10 protein-coding genes and 1 pseudogene are annotated in these 17,524 nt (G+C 54.9%); 5 read left to right on the top strand and 6 right to left on the bottom strand.

Features of this window, described 5'->3' with window-relative positions; all coding sequences use genetic code 11:
- Positions 1–1,314 carry an NHL repeat-containing protein gene (locus LCM31_RS07835; RefSeq protein WP_224868928.1) on the top strand — a complete coding sequence of 438 codons (1,314 nt, stop codon included), beginning with the start codon at positions 1–3 and terminating at the stop codon, positions 1,312–1,314.
- 116 nt (positions 1,315–1,430) lie between these two features.
- On the opposite strand, the gene guaA is transcribed toward LCM31_RS07835, so the two are convergent.
- On the bottom strand, positions 1,431–3,008 hold the full coding sequence (gene guaA, locus LCM31_RS07830; RefSeq protein WP_222229124.1) for a glutamine-hydrolyzing GMP synthase: 1,578 nt from the start codon (positions 3,006–3,008) through the stop codon (positions 1,431–1,433).
- A gap of 109 nt (positions 3,009–3,117) precedes the next feature.
- Positions 3,118–4,602 carry an IMP dehydrogenase gene (gene guaB, locus LCM31_RS07825; protein ID WP_224868926.1) on the bottom strand — a complete coding sequence of 495 codons (1,485 nt, stop codon included), beginning with the start codon at positions 4,600–4,602 and terminating at the stop codon, positions 3,118–3,120.
- Positions 4,603–4,762: 160 nt separating this feature from the next.
- Here guaB and xseA point away from each other — a divergent pair, with 160 nt between their 5' ends.
- Both xseA and LCM31_RS07815 read left to right on the top strand, forming a co-directional pair.
- Complete coding sequence (xseA, locus tag LCM31_RS07820) at positions 4,763–6,118, top strand: exodeoxyribonuclease VII large subunit (RefSeq protein WP_224868924.1); 1,356 nt, start codon at positions 4,763–4,765, stop codon at positions 6,116–6,118.
- Between the two features lie 75 nt (positions 6,119–6,193).
- Positions 6,194–8,311, top strand: a pseudogene (locus tag LCM31_RS07815) (transporter substrate-binding domain-containing protein); the annotation flags it as partial.
- A gap of 235 nt (positions 8,312–8,546) precedes the next feature.
- On the opposite strand, the gene LCM31_RS07810 reads toward LCM31_RS07815, so the two are convergent.
- Positions 8,547–8,639, bottom strand: a complete 93-nt coding sequence (locus LCM31_RS07810; protein WP_318247444.1) for a hypothetical protein — start codon at positions 8,637–8,639, stop codon at positions 8,547–8,549.
- 135 nt (positions 8,640–8,774) lie between these two features.
- Here LCM31_RS07810 and LCM31_RS07805 point away from each other — a divergent pair, with 135 nt between their 5' ends.
- Positions 8,775–11,000, top strand: coding sequence for an MltF family protein (locus LCM31_RS07805; RefSeq protein ID WP_318247439.1), 2,226 nt, complete (start codon positions 8,775–8,777; stop codon positions 10,998–11,000).
- On the opposite strand, the gene LCM31_RS07800 is transcribed toward LCM31_RS07805, so the two are convergent.
- The 3 genes from LCM31_RS07800 to pdxH form a co-directional block, all read right to left on the bottom strand.
- Complete coding sequence (locus LCM31_RS07800; protein WP_224868922.1) at positions 10,915–11,892, bottom strand: NAD(P)H-quinone oxidoreductase; 978 nt, start codon at positions 11,890–11,892, stop codon at positions 10,915–10,917. The genes LCM31_RS07805 and LCM31_RS07800 overlap by 86 nt on opposite strands.
- Positions 11,893–11,954: 62 nt before the next feature.
- A complete protein-coding gene (locus tag LCM31_RS07795; RefSeq protein WP_224868920.1) occupies positions 11,955–14,279 on the bottom strand; it encodes a TonB-dependent receptor in 2,325 nt (774 codons plus the stop codon).
- 488 nt (positions 14,280–14,767) lie between these two features.
- Positions 14,768–15,406, bottom strand: coding sequence for a pyridoxamine 5'-phosphate oxidase (gene pdxH, locus LCM31_RS07790; protein ID WP_224868918.1), 639 nt, complete (start codon positions 15,404–15,406; stop codon positions 14,768–14,770).
- A gap of 433 nt (positions 15,407–15,839) precedes the next feature.
- On the opposite strand from pdxH, the gene LCM31_RS07785 reads away from it, so the two are divergent.
- Positions 15,840–17,495: a 5-guanidino-2-oxopentanoate decarboxylase gene (locus tag LCM31_RS07785; protein ID WP_224868916.1), complete on the top strand. Its 1,656-nt coding sequence runs from the start codon at positions 15,840–15,842 to the stop codon at positions 17,493–17,495.
- Positions 17,496–17,524 lie beyond the last annotated feature (29 nt).

Genomic DNA, 17,524 nt, shown 5'->3' with positions numbered 1-17,524 from the left:
ATGACCGTACAGAAAGTTAAGAGTCGCCAGACCGTAGCGAAAGGTTACTATTCAAGCCCCTGGTCCTGCGAAGATGGTGGCCCGGAACGACAACAAGTCCCGACCGGGTTAAATGGTTTAAACATAACAGCCAGCGACTCAATAAAAACCGTTAGTCGCCGCTTACAAGTAGGCAATATGGTTCTGCTGCGTGATCCAGGCGAAGTCTATTTGATGTGCCATGACTCACTCCGGGATTTGGTGGGCTTGTCTTGTTCTGCTTACATCGAAAAAATCGATCCAAAAACACTGCAACCAATAAAGAAATCACCACGACTTCCCGGCGGCCCTATGTGGCCCGGAGGGTTTGCGATTCACCGAAATGGCGATCTTTATGTCACCTTCGGCCGCTGCATGCATAGACTAAATCCCGAGTGCGAGCTGGTTAACAGTTACCAACTACCTCAAAATCTTGCCTACAACTCACATGTGATTTTGGACTCGGGTTATCTGGTTACCAAACCTATAGCATCAACAGGGGCAACCCAATTGCTGTTCATGGATCCAGATAGCCTCACTCCTGCCTGCATTATAGATATGCCAGAACCATCCATTTCCCGCTTAAGTGCCAGCGGTAATACGGTTTACGTCACAGGTGTGACCACCATATATCGTTATTACTTTGATGCTGATACCAAAACCGCCACGCTGGATGAAAACTGGTCTCTGGATTACGTTGGAAATAGCACTCAAAGCTACGGCTGGGATCCGGTAATTGACGACGATAATATTTGGTTTATGGATAATGGCGAGCACACAGCCTACACATCTATGCTTAACGCAGGCGTATCTCCGACCCCCAATAATATTATTCGTGTCAGTACCCGCGACTGCCAGGATTACAGCATCACACCCATAGTAAACGCAGCCTACGGTAGCGTTACCAACCCACCACTTTACTGTAAACAGCGGCGAATTTTGGTGGCTTATGATTCTGCTAATTCCGTAGTGCAAGCTTGGCGTCACGACGTCAAAACCAATGAGTTATCACCGCTGTGGCAACGTCAGGGGTTCGGTATGGTAGGCCACGGCATATACTATCCCAATACCGGTGAGCTCATCACGGAAGACTACCAAAGCCTTAAAACCTTACAAGGCCTCAAGAACGGGGAACAGAGTGTCATTCTCGATATCGAAACCGGACGCGAGAGAGCCAGATTCCCAATGAAACACTATATTCAGTCTTTCTGTTTTCCTTCGCCGGGCTTTAATCGCGACTACTACTGGTTAGGGATGGATAAACTGACTTATGTTTCTTTTCAACCTATAGCTTAACTGTTGATTTGCGCGTAAAAATGACTTGGCTTATGAGCTTCTTCATAGTAACTCCCTGATAGACTGATGTCGTGATCATCGTCTATCAGGGGGTTCAGCCCGGCATATAACACCAGTCACTCCCACTCAATGGTGGCAGGCGGCTTGCTGGAAACGTCATAGGCCACACGCGAGATATGTTCGATCTCGTTGATGATACGGTTGGAGACTTTCTCGATAAGCTCGTAAGGCAGGTGCGCCCAACGCGCGGTCATAAAGTCCACGGTTTCCACCGCCCGCAGTGCAACCACGTACTCGTAGCGACGGCCATCACCGACCACACCCACCGATTTCACCGGCAGGAATACGACAAACGCCTGACTGGTTTTGTGGTACCAATCGGCGTTGTGCAGTTCCTCAATGAAGATCGCATCGGCTTCCCGCAGGATATCCGCGTACTCTTTCTTCACTTCACCCAGGATACGTACACCCAGGCCCGGCCCCGGGAACGGGTGACGGTAGACCATGTCGTACGGCAGGCCCAGTTCCAGGCCGATCTTGCGCACTTCGTCTTTGAACAGTTCGCGCAGTGGCTCGACCAGCTCAAACGCCATATCTTCCGGCAAGCCACCCACGTTGTGGTGCGACTTGATCACGTGCGCCTTGCCGGTTTTGGCGGCGGCAGATTCGATCACGTCCGGGTAAATGGTGCCCTGAGCGAGGAATTTCACATCCTTGAGCTTGGTGGCTTCCTTGTCGAAGATTTCGATAAAGGTGTTGCCGATAATCTTGCGCTTGGCTTCCGGCTCGTCCACACCGGCAAGGCGGGATAAAAATGCTTCTTCCGCATCGCTGCGAATCACGCGTACGCCCATGTTGTCGGCGAACATCTGCATGACCTGGTCGCCTTCGTTTTTACGCAACAGGCCGTTATCCACGAATACACAGGTCAGCTGATCACCGATGGCTTTGTGCAGCAGGGCCGCAACAACAGAGCTGTCGACACCACCAGACAGGCCCAGCAGCACTTTTGAGTCGCCCACCTGCTCACGCACCTTGGCGATGGAATCTTCGATAATATTTTCCGGCGTCCACAGCTTTTCACAGCCGCACAGGCCAATCACGAAGTGTTCGTAGATGCGGGTGCCCTGCAGGGTGTGGGTAACTTCCGGGTGGAACTGCACACCGAAGAATTTCTTCTCTGCGTTGTACATGCCGGCAATCGGACAGGATGGGGTAGACGCCATCAGCTCGAAGCCTTCCGGCATTTTTACCACTTTGTCACCGTGGCTCATCCACACGTCCAGCAGTGCGCTACCGGCGTCATCCAGGTGGTCTTTGATGTCGTGCAGCAATGCAGACTCACCTTCCACCTTTACCTGCGCATAGCCAAACTCACGCACGTCACTGCCTTCCACAGCGCCACCCAACTGGTGCGCCATGGTTTGCATGCCGTAGCAAATACCCAGTACCGGCACGCCCAGCTCATACACCGCCTGCGGCGCACGCGGTGAGCCCTCCTCCGGCACCGACTCGGGGCCACCGGCGAGAATGATGCCCTTCGGGTTGTATTCGCGAATCTCTTCATCGGTCATGTCGAACGCGCGAATTTCGGAGAAAACCCCCAGCTCACGCACGCGGCGGGCAATCAGCTGGGTGTACTGAGATCCAAAGTCGAGGATCAGAATTCGGCTGGAATGGATGTCTTGGCTCATGACTTACTCGTAACGGTTATATAAACGGCAAACGGACCCTGAGAGGTCCGTTTGCGGTTCACTTAAAGTGTACTTCTATTTTTCAGGACACAAAATTTGCGTACAGGAATTAACGGCCGCCTACCGGGTAGTTCGGCGCTTCCTTGGTAATCTGCACATCGTGCACATGGGATTCGCCCATGCCCGCAGCAGTTACCCGCACAAACTCAGGCTTGGTGCGCATAATTTCCATATCCAGACTGCCGGTATAGCCCATCGCGGAGCGCAGGCCACCCATCATCTGGTGCACGATTGCGGAAATCGGGCCTTTGTACGGTACGCGACCCTCAATGCCTTCCGGCACCAGCTTTTCCGCGCCCTTGCTGGCGTCCTGGAAGTAGCGGTCAGAAGAACCCTGAGTGCGCGACATGGCACCGAGGGAACCCATACCACGGTAAGACTTGTAGGTACGGCCCTGATACAGTTCAACCTCGCCCGGTGCCTCTTCGGTACCGGCGAACATGGAACCCATCATGACGGAATAAGCACCGGCAGCGATCGCCTTGGAGATATCGCCAGAGAAGCGGATACCGCCATCGGCAATCAGAGGAACTCCACTATCGGCCAGTGCCGCTGCCACTTCGGCAATCGCGGTCACCTGAGGCACGCCGATACCGGTCACAATGCGGGTAGTACAGATGGAACCGGGGCCAATGCCCACTTTCACCGCATCGGCGCCCGCTTCTACCAGCGCACTTGCCGCTGCGCCGGTGGCAATGTTGCCGCCGATTACGTCGACTTGCGGATGCATTTCCTTGATGCGACGTACGCGATCAATCACATTCTTACTGTGGCCATGTGCAGTATCCACCACCAATACGTCGACACCGGCTTCCACCAGGGCCGCAACGCGGTCATCGGTATCCGGGCTGGTACCTACAGAGGCGCCGACACGGAGGCGACCATCGGCATCTTTACAGGAATTCGGGTACTGCTCTGCCTTGTTGTAGTCGGTAACGGTAATCAGGCCGCGCAGCTGGAAATTGCTGTTCACCACCAGCACCTTTTCGATGCGGTGTTTGTGCAGTAATTCGCGCACTTCTTCCGGTGATGCGCCTTCGTCGCAAGTCACCAGACGCTCTTTCGGCGTCATGACCTGGGCAACCGGCAGTTCCAGGTTGGTCTGGAAACGCACGTCGCGGCTGGTCACGATACCGACCAGGTCACCCTTCTCCATCACCGGCACGCCGGAAATGTTGTGGTGGCTGGTGAGCGCGATCAGCTCGCGCAGGGTGGCGTCGGATTCGATGGTGATCGGATCCTTTACCACACCGGCTTCAAACTTCTTCACCGCGCGTACCGCCAGAGCCTGTTCTTCAATAGACATGCTCTTGTGAATGATGCCGATACCGCCTTCTTGGGCCAAAGCAATGGCCAGGCGCGACTCGGTCACGGTATCCATAGCGGCGGACACCAGCGGAATATTCAGGGTGATGTTGCGAGACAGTTTTGTCTTCAGGGAAACGTCTTTCGCCGTAACCTCGGAATATCCGGGCACAAGTAGGACGTCGTCAAAAGTGAGGGCTTCGCGTGCTATACGCAGAGATTCAGACATGGACACTCAAACCTCAAAGGAGCGGGAATGGGTATCGGCGCGATTATAGCCGCAACCTTCGCGGAAACAAAAGAGTATTTACGCCGGAATGGCAAATCCCTTTACGTGAACGCACATCCTTGCAATATTGGCTGCCCAACTGACCCCTGCAGAGGCTGAAATGCTCAACAACCCACCCGGCGCACCCAATCCACTCCCCACTGACGGCCGTCCGGTGATGACTGTCAGTGAACTGAACAGGGAAGTGAAGCAGCTTTTGGAGGGGAGCGTCCCTCTCCTGTGGGTGGGCGGCGAGATTTCCAACTTCGCCGCGCCCAGCTCGGGACACTGGTATTTCACCCTAAAGGATGCCCGCGCCCAGGTCCGCTGCGCCATGTTCCGTGGACGTAACCGCAATGTGCGCTTCCAGCCCGGTAACGGACGTGAAGTACTGGCGCGCGCGCGGGTCAGCCTGTATGAAGGGCGCGGCGAGTTTCAGCTGATCATCGAGCATCTGGAAGAAGCCGGCTTCGGCGCACTGATGCGCCAGCTGGAGGAACTCAAGGCCAAGCTACAGGCAGAAGGACTGTTCGAGCTGAGCCGGAAAAAGCCCCTGCCCTACCTGCCAGCCACTATCGGCATCATCACCTCGCCGACCGGCGCTGCCGTGCGGGATATGATCCAGGTACTCGGGCGCCGCTATCCCGCAGCGAAAGTCGAACTCATCCCGGTGGCGGTCCAAGGCCAGGGGGCAGCTCAGCAGATTGCCAACGCTATCGCTCTGGCCGGGCGCCTGCAGCGCCATGATCTGCTGATTGTGGGGCGTGGCGGCGGCTCCCTGGAAGATCTGTGGGCCTTCAATGAAGAATCCGTCGCACGCGCGCTAGCCGCCTGCCCGATACCGACTATTTCGGCAGTCGGTCATGAGACCGACAACACCATCGCGGATCTGGTGGCCGATGTGCGCGCACCCACCCCATCGGCCGCAGCGGAGATTGCCAGCGCCAACGCCGCGGCACTGCGCGAGGAAATCGAGGGTGCGCGCGGGCAACTGGTGCGCGCCATGGCACTGCAATTGCGCCACCTGCGACAACATGTCCAACTGGTGAGCAACCGCATTCGGCACCCGCGGGAGCAACTGCAAAATCGCGCCCAGCGTCTGGACCACCTGGAAATGCGCCTGCACACCGCAGTAACCAACCGCGCGCAGGTGAATACCCAGCGTTTAGTGCAATTGGAAAGAGCGTTAGCTCGGGTACACCCGCGCCATCACCTGAAACAGGCATTTCTGCAACTCGCCCAGCACAATCTGCAATTGAACAAGTCGATCAAAGTTTTACTGCAACACAAGCAGGAACAAGCGCTACACAGCGCCCAGTTGCTCAACAGCGTGAGTCCGCTCGCAGTGCTCGAGCGCGGCTATGCGATCGTCCGGGATGAGCAACAGCGGGTCATCCGACGCGCTTCTGACACTCAAAGTGGACAAAAAATCCACGCAAAGCTCGCAGAGGGAAATATTTCCGCAATTATAGAGTAATTCAAGGTAGAGCTTCCCGCGCGACCAATAGTGGCAACAGGGCACTAACATTCATCAACGCTTTCGTGCCAATGAATGGAGTCCGCCATGGCTCTACCGAATACCGAGGGAATAACTCCCGCGCATAATTCCACCAAAGCCTTTGTTCGTAGGCTTTATCACACCGTCGCTTGCGATCCTCCCCACTTTTCACATGCCCGCGGGATATTCTTACTTCTTCTGATATGCCTGATATCGTTGTTCGGTTGCGAAAAGAAATCGCACAACGAAGAAAACAGCACAAGGGAAAACAGCACCTCATCAGGAACCCGTGCTGCGCACGAACGCAACCTCCAGCACGAAAGCAACCTCGAGAAAGAAAGTGAAAGATCGGAAACGTCTAAGTCAGCACATAGCGATGCAAATACTGGCGATCTGGATGCGATTAAAAAACGTGGCCTGATCCGCTTCGTGAGAATTGGCAGTGTCGATGACGACATGCTGCATCGCATCACAATTGTCACTCGTCACCACCAAGAACTCGCCGAGGCCCTGGCCAAAAATCTCGGCGTAGAGGCACGCTGGATAAAAGCGAAAGACCCTGAAGAGGCACTCACTATGCTGGATTCGGGCGACGCCGATGTCCTCGCGGGCAACCTCACCAAAACAAAAATGCGCGCCGAGCGGTATGACCTCTCTGAAACAATCAAAACCTCATACAAGCAACTGGTGGCCGGCCGCGAAGGCCCCGACATTGACAAGCCCGATGACTTACAGAACCTGAGGCTTGTGATACTGAATGACAGCACCTATATAAACACAGCTCGAACGCTCCAGAAAAATAACCCATCTGTCGAGATGGAAGTACGTGACCTTTCGAATATCGAAGATATAGATCAGATTATCGACCTACTCAACCAGAACCCTGGTTGGGCGACCATTCTCGACACAGCCGTGGTCAGTGAGTTGACCAGTTATCGCAACGATATGAAGGGCGGGGCGAAGGTCAGCGGTGAGGAAGAAATCGTTTGGGCAATGCGCAAGGGATCACCCAAGCTCAAACAGCAAGTAGACAAACTACTCAGTAAAACTAAGGTGCAAGCTCCGGAAAAATCCCTACCCAACTGGAAAGCAATTAAAAATACCAGAGTACTACGATTCCTCACTTACAACGGGCCAACCAGCTACTTTATGTGGAAAGGCATATTAATGGGATTCGATTATGACCTGGCAAAAGAATTTGCTGAGCTACACAACATAGATTTACAAGTAATAGCCGTGCCTCACGATCAATCACTGATAGAGTGGCTCCAAGCCGGGCGCGGAGACTTTGCCGGGGCCGCCCTAACCATATCGGAAAGACGTCGCCAGCAAGGCGTTGATTTCAGCACTCCCTACAGGGAGGCCGCCGTCCAAGTTTTGACAAATAGCGATATTCCACCCATCAACCGCCTTCAGGACCTACATGGCCGAACTCTAACGCTACGCGCATTTTCAATTTTTGAAGGAGTCGCCAAAAATCTCCAAAAACAAGGAATCAAAGTGAAAATCCAGTTGGCACCGGAAGATGTCAGCTATGAACGCCTAATCAACATGGTTGCAGACGGCGAAGTGGAAGCGACTCTTGTCGATGCCAATGACGCAGAGGTCGGCAGCAAACTCCGAGACTCACTAACTGCGGGACCAATCGTAACCGACCCACTTCCGCAAGGATGGATGGTATTAAAAGGAAACAATTCCCTGCGGAGAAAACTTGATGCGTTTATCAAGAAGTATCGAAGAACTGAAAGCTACCAGAAGAAAATCGCCTACTACTTTCAACCAGGGAAATCAGCAGGCAAACGGTATTTGGAAAAGCTGCAGCCTGGTGATGACCTATCTCCGTATGATGAACTGGTAAAGACCGAAGCGAAAAAATATCAATTTGACTGGCGAATTATCATTGCGCAAATGTGGCAAGAAAGCAGCTTCAACCCAAAAGCTGAGTCTTCAGTAGGTGCGCAAGGGTTATTGCAGGTAATGCCACTCACAGCAGAAGATATGGGCTACCCGCACCCACTAACTGATCCTGAGCGCGGAATCAAGGCCGGCGTAAAATACCTGAACTGGATAAATGGGCGGTTTCCCGCAAGCGTCAGCCGGGAAAACCGCATTTGGTTTGCGCTCGCTGCCTACAATGCAGGCATCGGCCACCTGTACGACGCACAAAGGTTGGCCAAAAAGTTGCAGCTAGACCCCAATGTCTGGTTCGACAATGTCGAGTGGGCCATGCTCAAACTATCCGAGCCACGCTACTTTAAGAATGCCCGGTATGGCTATGTCAGGGGCGCGGAACCAGTGCATTACGTCAATAACATCAGCAACCTTTATCGAGCCTACACAGAGGTCATGCCGCTCCAAGGCACGTGGGTTCCTGATCGGCAACCTAGAACTCCCCACACCAGCCGTCTCATATGGTTAGCACGATCTTGCCAATATGATCACTGGACTCTATCAAACGGTGTGTCTCCGAAGCTTCCGAAAGCGGGAAGCTGGCAGCGATCAGCGGACGAATTTTCCCGCTCCCACAACATCCTGCTCTCTAGCTGGGAGGCTGTCGCGTGCGCCCGTTTTCCTTAAGCTGACTTACCGGCAGAGCCCGCTGAGCTATGCGCATATTTTCTTTATCACTGCGTTGATGCTTTTTGCGATGGGTTGCGAAAAGACGAGCAAATCTCCAGAGCCCAAAGACGCCGCGCCAGAACTCGAGAGCCAAGAAATCGTCGCTACCACGAGTTCATATACCGAAACGGGCGATCTCGATGCCATTCGCAAGCGCGGCTATATCCGATTTGCGAATGTCACCGGCGGCTACCCGGAAATGCTGCCGCGCGACAGTATTATCAACCAGAGCACCCGATTTCTCGCCAACGAGTTTGCCGAGCGACTGGGCATAAAACCAATATGGATCATCGCGCGCAGCCCTCAGGCCGCAATCGACATGATAAAAAATGGGAAGGCCGATATCGTCGCCGACTACATCACCTTGAGCCTCGCCAAAGATGATGCCATTACTCGGAGTGTTCCCCTGCTCCAAACCTTTCGCGCCTTACTTTCCACGACAGATGGCCCGGATGTTTCGGACATCAGCAAATTAAAAGGCACTACTATCTACTTGTGGGAAGGCACCGCACACTTGCTATTCGGACAGCAGCTGCTTAAGGAGCATCCCGAGGCATTTGCCCGAATCCAAATTGACCCAACACCGGGCGATGATACCGACCATTTTCTCGATCAGATGGTCCGCTACCCGAACGCGGTTACTATCGGAAGCCTGGCCCTTACGAATGAAGTAGCCAGTTATCGAAGTGATCTCAAGATCGGCCAGAAGGTGGGGGATGAAATCAACGTGAGCTGGGCGATACGCGAAGCATCACCGGACCTGCTAAACCGCCTTAATACCTTCCTGACACGACAACTGATCCAGGATACCGCAGACCGGGCTCCCAACTGGCGGGCGATCAAAAAATCCGGCGTGATTCGGTTCGCAACCTATAACAAGGCGACCAGCTGCTTCATCTGGCGCGGTGTATTAATGGGATTCGATTACGAGCTCGCCAAACTATTCGCCGATGAACACAACCTGCAGTTAAATGTCATCGTAGTACCCACTCATGAACCGCTCACCAAGTGGGTGACCGAAGGGCGGGCAGATTTTGCCGGCGCGTCAACCACGATTACTGAAAAACGCAAAGCCGAAGGCGTCGACTTTACTAACACACATTTTGAGTCAGGCATTCGCGTAATCAGCAATGAAAACGACACTCCGATTGAAACCCTGGCAGACCTCAATGGGCGCACACTGACGGTCAGGGCACACTCCATCTACATTGAAACGGCCAAGCAACTGCGGGAACGCGGCATTGACGTCAAAGTAGAGGAAGCTCCGGAGGAGGTTTCCCAGGCACAAATAATCAACGGTGTCGCCGAGGGAAAATACGATGCAACGCTGGAAGATACCCACAGAGTTGAGATATGGGCCGCCTTCAATCCCAATTTACGTGTAGGTATACAAGTGGAGGAAGCTCTACCTCAGGGATGGATGATAGTCCGGGGAAATCGCAGCCTACTCAGGAGGCTCAATCGTTTCGTCAAAAAATACAAACACCACCCCGAAGCCAACGCTATTTTTGAGCGCTACTTCCAACCCAATGCCGATTTTCTGGAAAAAGCGACCGCAAAAGTCAAACCCGGCGAACCGCTTTCACCCTTTGACGACTTGATAAAAGGCGCTGCGAAAAGGCACGACTTTGACTGGCGTATGATCGTCGCGCAAATGTGGACCGAGAGCAGCTTCAACCCCAAAGCAGTATCGTCCACCGGTGCCCAGGGACTTTTACAGGTGATGCCCGGAACCGCCCGCGATATGGGGTTTCCACCACCGGTTTTCGACCCTCAGAGAGGTATCGACGCCGGGGTGAAATACCTCAACTGGGTACGCGACCGGTTTGAAGAAAACCTGCCAGCCACGGAAAGACTCTGGTTTACCCTTGCCTCCTACAATGCCGGCTTTGGCCACGTCCGCGACGCGCGCCGACTGGCAGCGAAACTAGGACTCGATCCCAACAAGTGGTTCGACAATGTGGAAGTTGCCATGCGTAAGTTGTCAGAGCCACGCTATTTCGAAAAGGCGCGGTACGGCTTTGTTCATGGGGATGAACCGGTAGCCTATGTACGCAAGATCAGCCACCTGTACCAGTCGTATACCCAGATCACCAGCGGTGATGTGAGTTGGCGCCCGCCAATGAAGACGCCCCATCAATGGTTTATCGGTCTCTTTAAACAGTCAGTACAATTTTGCCGATATGGCTGCTCGACTCCATCAACCGATGCGCCTCCGCAACGTCAGCCAGTGGGAAGCTAGCGGCAATCAGCGGGCGAATTTTACCCGCCTCAACCAACGGCCAGACCTGTTCACGCAAGTCACTCGCAATCGCAGCTTTCACCTCTGGTGACTGTGGCCGCAAGGTAGAGCCGGTCAGGGTCAGGCGCTTCAGCATCACTGGCAACATATTGACCTCGACTTTCGCACCCTGCAGGAAGGCGATATTCACGATGCGGCCGTCACGCGCGGCACACTGGATATTGCGCTCTACATAGTCGCCACCGACCATATCGAGGATGACGTCTGCCCCCTTGCCATCGGTTGCCGCTTTTACCGCTTCCACAAAATCCTGCTCGCGGTAATTGATTGCAAGCTCCGCACCCAGCTGCTCACAGGCGGCACACTTTTCCGCACTGCCCGCGGTGGCAATCACACGCACACCCAGGTTTACCGCGATTTGGATTGCAGTAGTTCCAATACCCGACGATCCGCCGTGCACCAACAAAACTTCACCTTCTCGCAACTTGGCACGATGTATCAGGTTGCTCCATACCGTAAAAAACGTTTCCGGCAATGCCGCAGCCTCTATATCGCTCAACCCACTGGGTACCGGCAGGCACTGCCCTTCTGGTGCTACTGCGTATTCCGCATAGCCCCCACCATTGGTAAGTGCACACACCCGGTCGCCGACTTTCCAGCGCTGCACGCCCGCGCCGATGGCAATGACTTCCCCCGCCACTTCCAACCCGAGCACCGGCGAAGCGCCTGGTGGTGGAGGATAGAATCCTGCGCGTTGAACGATATCCGGGCGGTTAACCCCAGCGGCCGCGACCCGGATCAATACCTCGCCCTCACCCGCCGCAGGCGCATCTCCCTGCGCGAGCACCATCTTCTCGGGGCCGCCATGTTCCGGCAGATCAATAAAACGCATGAAATTTCCTTACATTACAAATAAAAAAGCCCGGCAGTGCCGGGCTTTTGACTTCAGGCTGATTACAGCTCGTAGGTCAGCTCCACCCCAATCACACGGCCCTTGTTGAGCGGCGTAAAGCTGGCACCCGCTCCACCGAGGGAGGCGGGCAACTGGGTATTGTTGCCTTCGGTCACTTCATCCAGGATGTTTTTGCCAAACATCGACACGCGATAGCTGCCGGAGTCTGGCACAAAGCCGAAGCTCAGATCCAGCATATCCGTTTCTGACAACATGCCGAGGTTATTGTCAGTATACGGGGATGCATCGCGATGGTTGAAGTTCACGCGTGAGGTGAGCACACCGAGGTTACCCAGCTGCAGGTCGTGCACGACACCCACACCATAAGTCCACGGTGCCAGGCGCGGGATATCCAGTCCCAGGTCGATTGCGTCCACCACACCGTCGCCGCTGATATCACCGCGCACAGAGTCATACTCACCATCCACATAACCAACGTTCATGGTGAACAGCAGGTTATCGGTGGCCGCAGCCATGGCCTCAAACTCGGCCCCCTGAATGGTTGCGTCAGCTGTGTTGCGAATGTACTGAACAACAGAGAAAACCGGGTCTGCCAAGTTTTCCTCACGCTGCATATCGTCAATGGTGTTGTGGAACAGTGCAAAGTTGGTACGTACACGTCCGTCAAACCAGTCGGCTTTACCACCGATTTCGAAGCTGGTCTGCTCTTCCTGGTCAGTGGGGCCCGGCTGATACAGCAGACCGGTGTTACGCATGTTGTAACCACCGCTGCGGAAGCCTTTGGTCCAATAGCTGTAGAGCTGGGCATTGTCTGCCAGGTTCCACTGCAGGCCGATTTTCGGCGTGAAAGCATTCCAATCTTCACTGTCATTGAAGTCGTATACCGCACAGCCGCCGAGCTGACACATGGTGGTCGCGGCCACAACTGGGTTAATGGTTGCTACCTGAGCATCCTTTTCTTCCACTGAGTAGCGGCCACCCAGTGTCAGAATCCACTCTTCGTTGAGGTCAATATCCGCCTGCGCGAAGATACCCATGGCCTCATGATCCTGCAGGCCACCACCGGTAATATCCAAACCGTTCAATGGCAACAGGCGGTTTTCAAAATACTCCAGATCCTGGCTAAACCAGTAAAGACCAGTGGTAACGGCGGTGGAGCCAAAACGGCCAGCATAGCGCAGCTCATTGGAAAGCTGGCTTTGGTCGACACTGGTATTAGCGTGGAAGGCGGTAATCGGCAGGGAGTCGATATCACCGAGGCCAATTGCGCTGTACTCACGCCAGGCCAGAATATTGGTGATGGTACCGTTGCCAAATGCCACGTCGTGGTTGTACTCGGCAATGACCTGGGTCCATTCGTCGTCCTGGAAACCTTCCTCGTTCTGGGCTACCTCAAAAGAGTCACCGCTATTGTCCCAGTCGGTGATCCCGAAGAGACCGGCAAGCTGCTGAGCGCCAGGAGCAATCAGGGAGCCGTCAGGGCCAAAGATTGGCTGGCCACGGTTTTGCGCGACGACACCGTCGGAATCCATCTTGCCGTGCTCCATGCGCACCAGAAGCTCGGAGGACTCACCCAAGTCAACACTGAAACTCGGGCGAATAAACCAGCTCTGGGAGGCGCCGGCGTTATCGTTGCCGGTAGCGACATTCTCAAACCAGCCCTGATCATCGTTGTAATAAACGGTGACACGGCCATTGACGGTATCGGAGATCGCACCATTTACATTGGCCGCCACAACCGAATCGAGGTTGTCGGTGGTGGAAACTTTGAACTTACTGGAAAACTCTTCTGTTGGGCGTGCAGTCTTGATGACCACCGCACCACCGGTCACGTTGCGGCCAAACAGCAGCCCCTGAGGCCCACGCAGGACCTCAATACCTTCGAGGTCAAACATGTCCGTCACAACCCCAGCGTTGATACCCATATACATGCCATCGACAAACACGCCGACAGTAGGGTCAATGGAGGGGATTGAACTGTTCACACCAAGGCCGCGCACTGTGAAGTTCGCAGTGTTCTTAACGGTACCGATATCGTCCAGCTGAACGTTCGGCATTTTGAAAGCAAGGCTTTGCAGGTCGCGGGTCTGCAGAGCTTCCAACTGATCGCCAGAATAGGCTGTGGCGGCAACAGGTATTTCCTGCAGCATTTCAGCTTCCGCACGCTTACGCGCAGTCACCTGGACTTCGTCCATTAACGTACTGACAGAACCCTCCGCTGCGGCAGCATGCACGCTACCTACACCACAAGCCAGTGACAAAGCAGCCAGCGAGCAGGCCGAAGCCAGCACCAGATTCTTGCTTTTGCCATTGGCAGTGTTCAGACGAAAGGAATTGGACGCGATGCCGTCAGTTTGACTTCCCATGTTTTCTCTCCATTGCACTGAGTTATTTTTATGTAATTTGCAGCAACAGAACCACAGCGACCTCTCCAAAAACCACCGCTAGCAGAGGTCAGCAACCGTGCTCAAAATGGTCGCACCTGATAAAAAGTGCGGACACGCGAAAGATTACAAGAGGTTTAGCTATTGCAAAACCCCCAACATATCGAGAAATTCATTCTACCTGTCGCAAAAGCGACAAATACAAAGTCGCGGCATTAGGCTAAAAAATGTGACCGGAGCGTCAACCCACAGAGAAAGCGAAAAACTGTTTCGTTATTTCTCCAATGCGTTGCTCAGGTAGCAACCTTAAAAAAGTATGAGTCTCTGGGTAACGTTTCCCAGAAACCCCTCATCGCTGACATCAATAGTAAAAATTACTGGGGCAAATGCGCGGCCGACTTCAAAAAGCCCAATTCTTTTACAAAATTGGCAAAATACTCACTCGACGCAGGTCAATGGCAGCCCTGCCCTCAGGGGCTTAGCCGTTCCACTTGCCACACACCGTCTTCCATCGCGCGATAAATGAGACGATCGTGCAGGCGAGATGCTCGCCCCTGCCAGAATTCCACCGCGTGAGGCACTACCCGATAACCGCCCCAGAACTCCGGCCGAGGTACTTCAGCCCCTTCAAATTTTTTCTCACACGCGGCGAACTGCTCTTCCAGCACCTCACGGGAAACAATCGCATCACTTTGGTGTGAAGCCCAAGCGGCAATCTGACTTTCGCGCGGGCGACTGGAAAAATAGGCATCGGCCTCTGCGTCTGCCAGCTGCCGTGCTTCACCGCGCACAATCACCTGGCGCTCCAGAAAATGCCAGGGGAACAACAGTGAAACCTTCGGGTTGGCGGTAATATCCCACGCCTTCTGACTTTTCAGATTGGTATAGAACACAAAACCGGACTCATCGAACCCTTTCAACAACACGATGCGCTGGGACGGCTGCCCGCTGGCATCGGCGGTACTCAGGCACATGGCACTGGGGTCGGAGATATCCGCCTTTACCGCCTCCTCGAGCCAATTGCGAAACTGGCTGATCGGGTCATCCGCCAGGTCGCCCCGCTCCAGGCCGCCCTGCAAATACTCTCTACGCCACTGATCGATTTCCATCGCTGTCATATCCTTTACAACTATTTACTGGATCAAGATCTCTCTAGATCACTTGGTACAAAAAACTCTGGATAGTGTACGCAGTTTATACAGCCATCCCCACTCAACCTAGACCCTCACCACCCCCATCCTACTCACCACACCCATCCTAATAGTAAGGGGCGCACACCAGGGTTACCTCACCGCTACTGGCCACCTCAGCCACTTATTACAAATATCCTGCCGCCAAAGGTGCCCTTTCTCAATTTTCCTGCGTTTTTAGCCACGGGGAAGCAGACTCTGCGGCCCCTTGCGGACCGCTCACCGCGAGACTAGGCTCGCTGCATTCGATAGTGGTTCCAAGGACCGATTGACCAGCCAAAAGCCACTCAGTCTCACCCATTACGCGCTATCCAAGCACCTGCAATACAAGAAAGAAGAACAGGAAAAAAGAATGTCTTCCGCTGCTTCACAAACTACTTCTTCGTCGTCAACTGCACAGCAGCCCCTGCCCAGTTGTGCCCAGGTACTGATGCACCTGCTTCGCCAATACGAGGTAGACACCGTATTTGGCATCCCCGGTGTGCACACCATCGAACTATACCGGGGGCTCCCCGGCAGTGGCCTGATCCATATCACGCCGCGTCATGAACAAGGTGCCGCATTTATGGCCGATGGCTACTCCCGCGCCAGCGGCAAACCCGGTGTATGTTTTCTGATCACAGGGCCTGGAGTAACCAACGCCGCCACAGCCATGGCACAAGCGTATTCCGACTCTATCCCGATGCTGGTGATCAGTGCCGTCAACCGCCGCGCGGACCTCGGTACCGGCCGCGGCCGCCTGCACGAGTTGCCACGCCAACAAGACGTAACCCGTGGCTTCTGTGTCTGGCAGCACGCCGTGACGAGTGCGGAACAGCTGCCGGAGACTCTGGCGCGCGCGTTTCAGGTTATGCACGCCCCACGCCCGGGCCCCGTGCATATCGAGATCCCCATCGACCTGTTCCCTGCCCCCATGCAGCGTCCTCTCGCGGACTATCGCGCGGTAGCGCCGACGGCGTTGCCTGCAGCCGCCGCCGATACTGTAGCGACCGCAGCCAAATGGCTCGGCGCTGCGAAAAACCCGGTTATCCTGCTTGGCGGTGGTGCCCAGGAAGCGGGTAAAGAGGCCACCGCGCTGGCAGAGAAACTGGCGGCACCGGTATTCCAGTCCCTCGCCGCCAAAGGCATCGTGGATGAACGCCACCCGTTATGTGGTGGCGCCAACCTGAGCTTCTCCAATGTGCGCGAGCGTATCGAAAATGCGGATGTGGTACTGGCAGTTGCGACGGAACTGGCGGAGACCGACCGCAACCTGGTGCGGGATAACTATGCCTTCAACGGTAAAGTGATCCGCGTGGATCTGGACCCGGCCCAGCTGGTGTGCAACGCCAACCCGGACCTGGCCATCTGCGCCGACGCGAAAGCTACCCTGCAGCAATTGCTGGACGCTCTGCCGACTAAGAACAACACAAAAGCGCAACAGCAAACCGCTACCGAGGTAGAAGAACTGCTGCGCGGCTGCCGCAACGAATGGTGGCCGGGATCCGAAGGCCGCTACCCCTGGGTGCAGGCCCTGCGCGATGCGCTGCCGGACAACGGTATTTTTGTTACCGACTCCACCCAGCTGGCGTATAACACCAACCACGCCCTGCGCCTGTTCCAACCCCGCAGCCACATCACCTGCACCACTGGCTACGGCACCCTGGGCTTTGCCCTGCCCGCCGCAATCGGCGCCGCGCTGGCCAGCCCGCGCCCGGTGATCGGCTTGATTGGTGACGGTGGCATCATGTTTACTCTCGGGGAACTGGCCGCCGCCGTTGAGCAGAAGCTGTCACTGCCGATTCTGGTATGGAACAACAGTGGCTACGGCGAAATCCGCGATTTTATGGACGAGGCTGCGGTTGAACAGGAAGGCGTCAACCTGCACGCGCCGGACTTTGTCGGTCTCGCGCGCTCTTTCGGCGCGGAAGGCTGTCGCATCGATAGCCCGGAACAACTGAGCGAAGCGGTAGCCGATGCCTTTGCGCGCAAGGGACCGACGCTTATTGAGATTACTGCACCTTCCTGACGGCGGGCACGCAGAGAAATTCAGGGATT

It is taken from the genome of Microbulbifer agarilyticus (assembly GCF_020171345.1).
Taxonomy (GTDB): Bacteria; Pseudomonadota; Gammaproteobacteria; order Pseudomonadales; family Cellvibrionaceae; genus Microbulbifer; species Microbulbifer agarilyticus_D.
The sequence above is the reverse complement of the archived record's forward strand: the minus strand, read 5'-3'. Positions and strand labels throughout refer to the sequence as shown.

Coding starts and splice junctions, on each gene's coding strand:
- LCM31_RS07835 (WP_224868928.1), top strand. CDS start 1: ATGACCGTACAGAAAGTTAAGAGTCGCCAGACCGTAGCGAAAGGTTAC.
- guaA (WP_222229124.1), bottom strand. CDS start 3,008: ATGAGCCAAGACATCCATTCCAGCCGAATTCTGATCCTCGACTTTGGA.
- guaB (WP_224868926.1), bottom strand. CDS start 4,602: ATGTCTGAATCTCTGCGTATAGCACGCGAAGCCCTCACTTTTGACGAC.
- xseA (WP_224868924.1), top strand. CDS start 4,763: ATGCTCAACAACCCACCCGGCGCACCCAATCCACTCCCCACTGACGGC.
- LCM31_RS07805 (WP_318247439.1), top strand. CDS start 8,775: ATGCTTTTTGCGATGGGTTGCGAAAAGACGAGCAAATCTCCAGAGCCC.
- LCM31_RS07800 (WP_224868922.1), bottom strand. CDS start 11,892: ATGCGTTTTATTGATCTGCCGGAACATGGCGGCCCCGAGAAGATGGTG.
- LCM31_RS07795 (WP_224868920.1), bottom strand. CDS start 14,279: ATGGGAAGTCAAACTGACGGCATCGCGTCCAATTCCTTTCGTCTGAAC.
- pdxH (WP_224868918.1), bottom strand. CDS start 15,406: ATGGAAATCGATCAGTGGCGTAGAGAGTATTTGCAGGGCGGCCTGGAG.
- LCM31_RS07785 (WP_224868916.1), top strand. CDS start 15,840: ATGTCTTCCGCTGCTTCACAAACTACTTCTTCGTCGTCAACTGCACAG.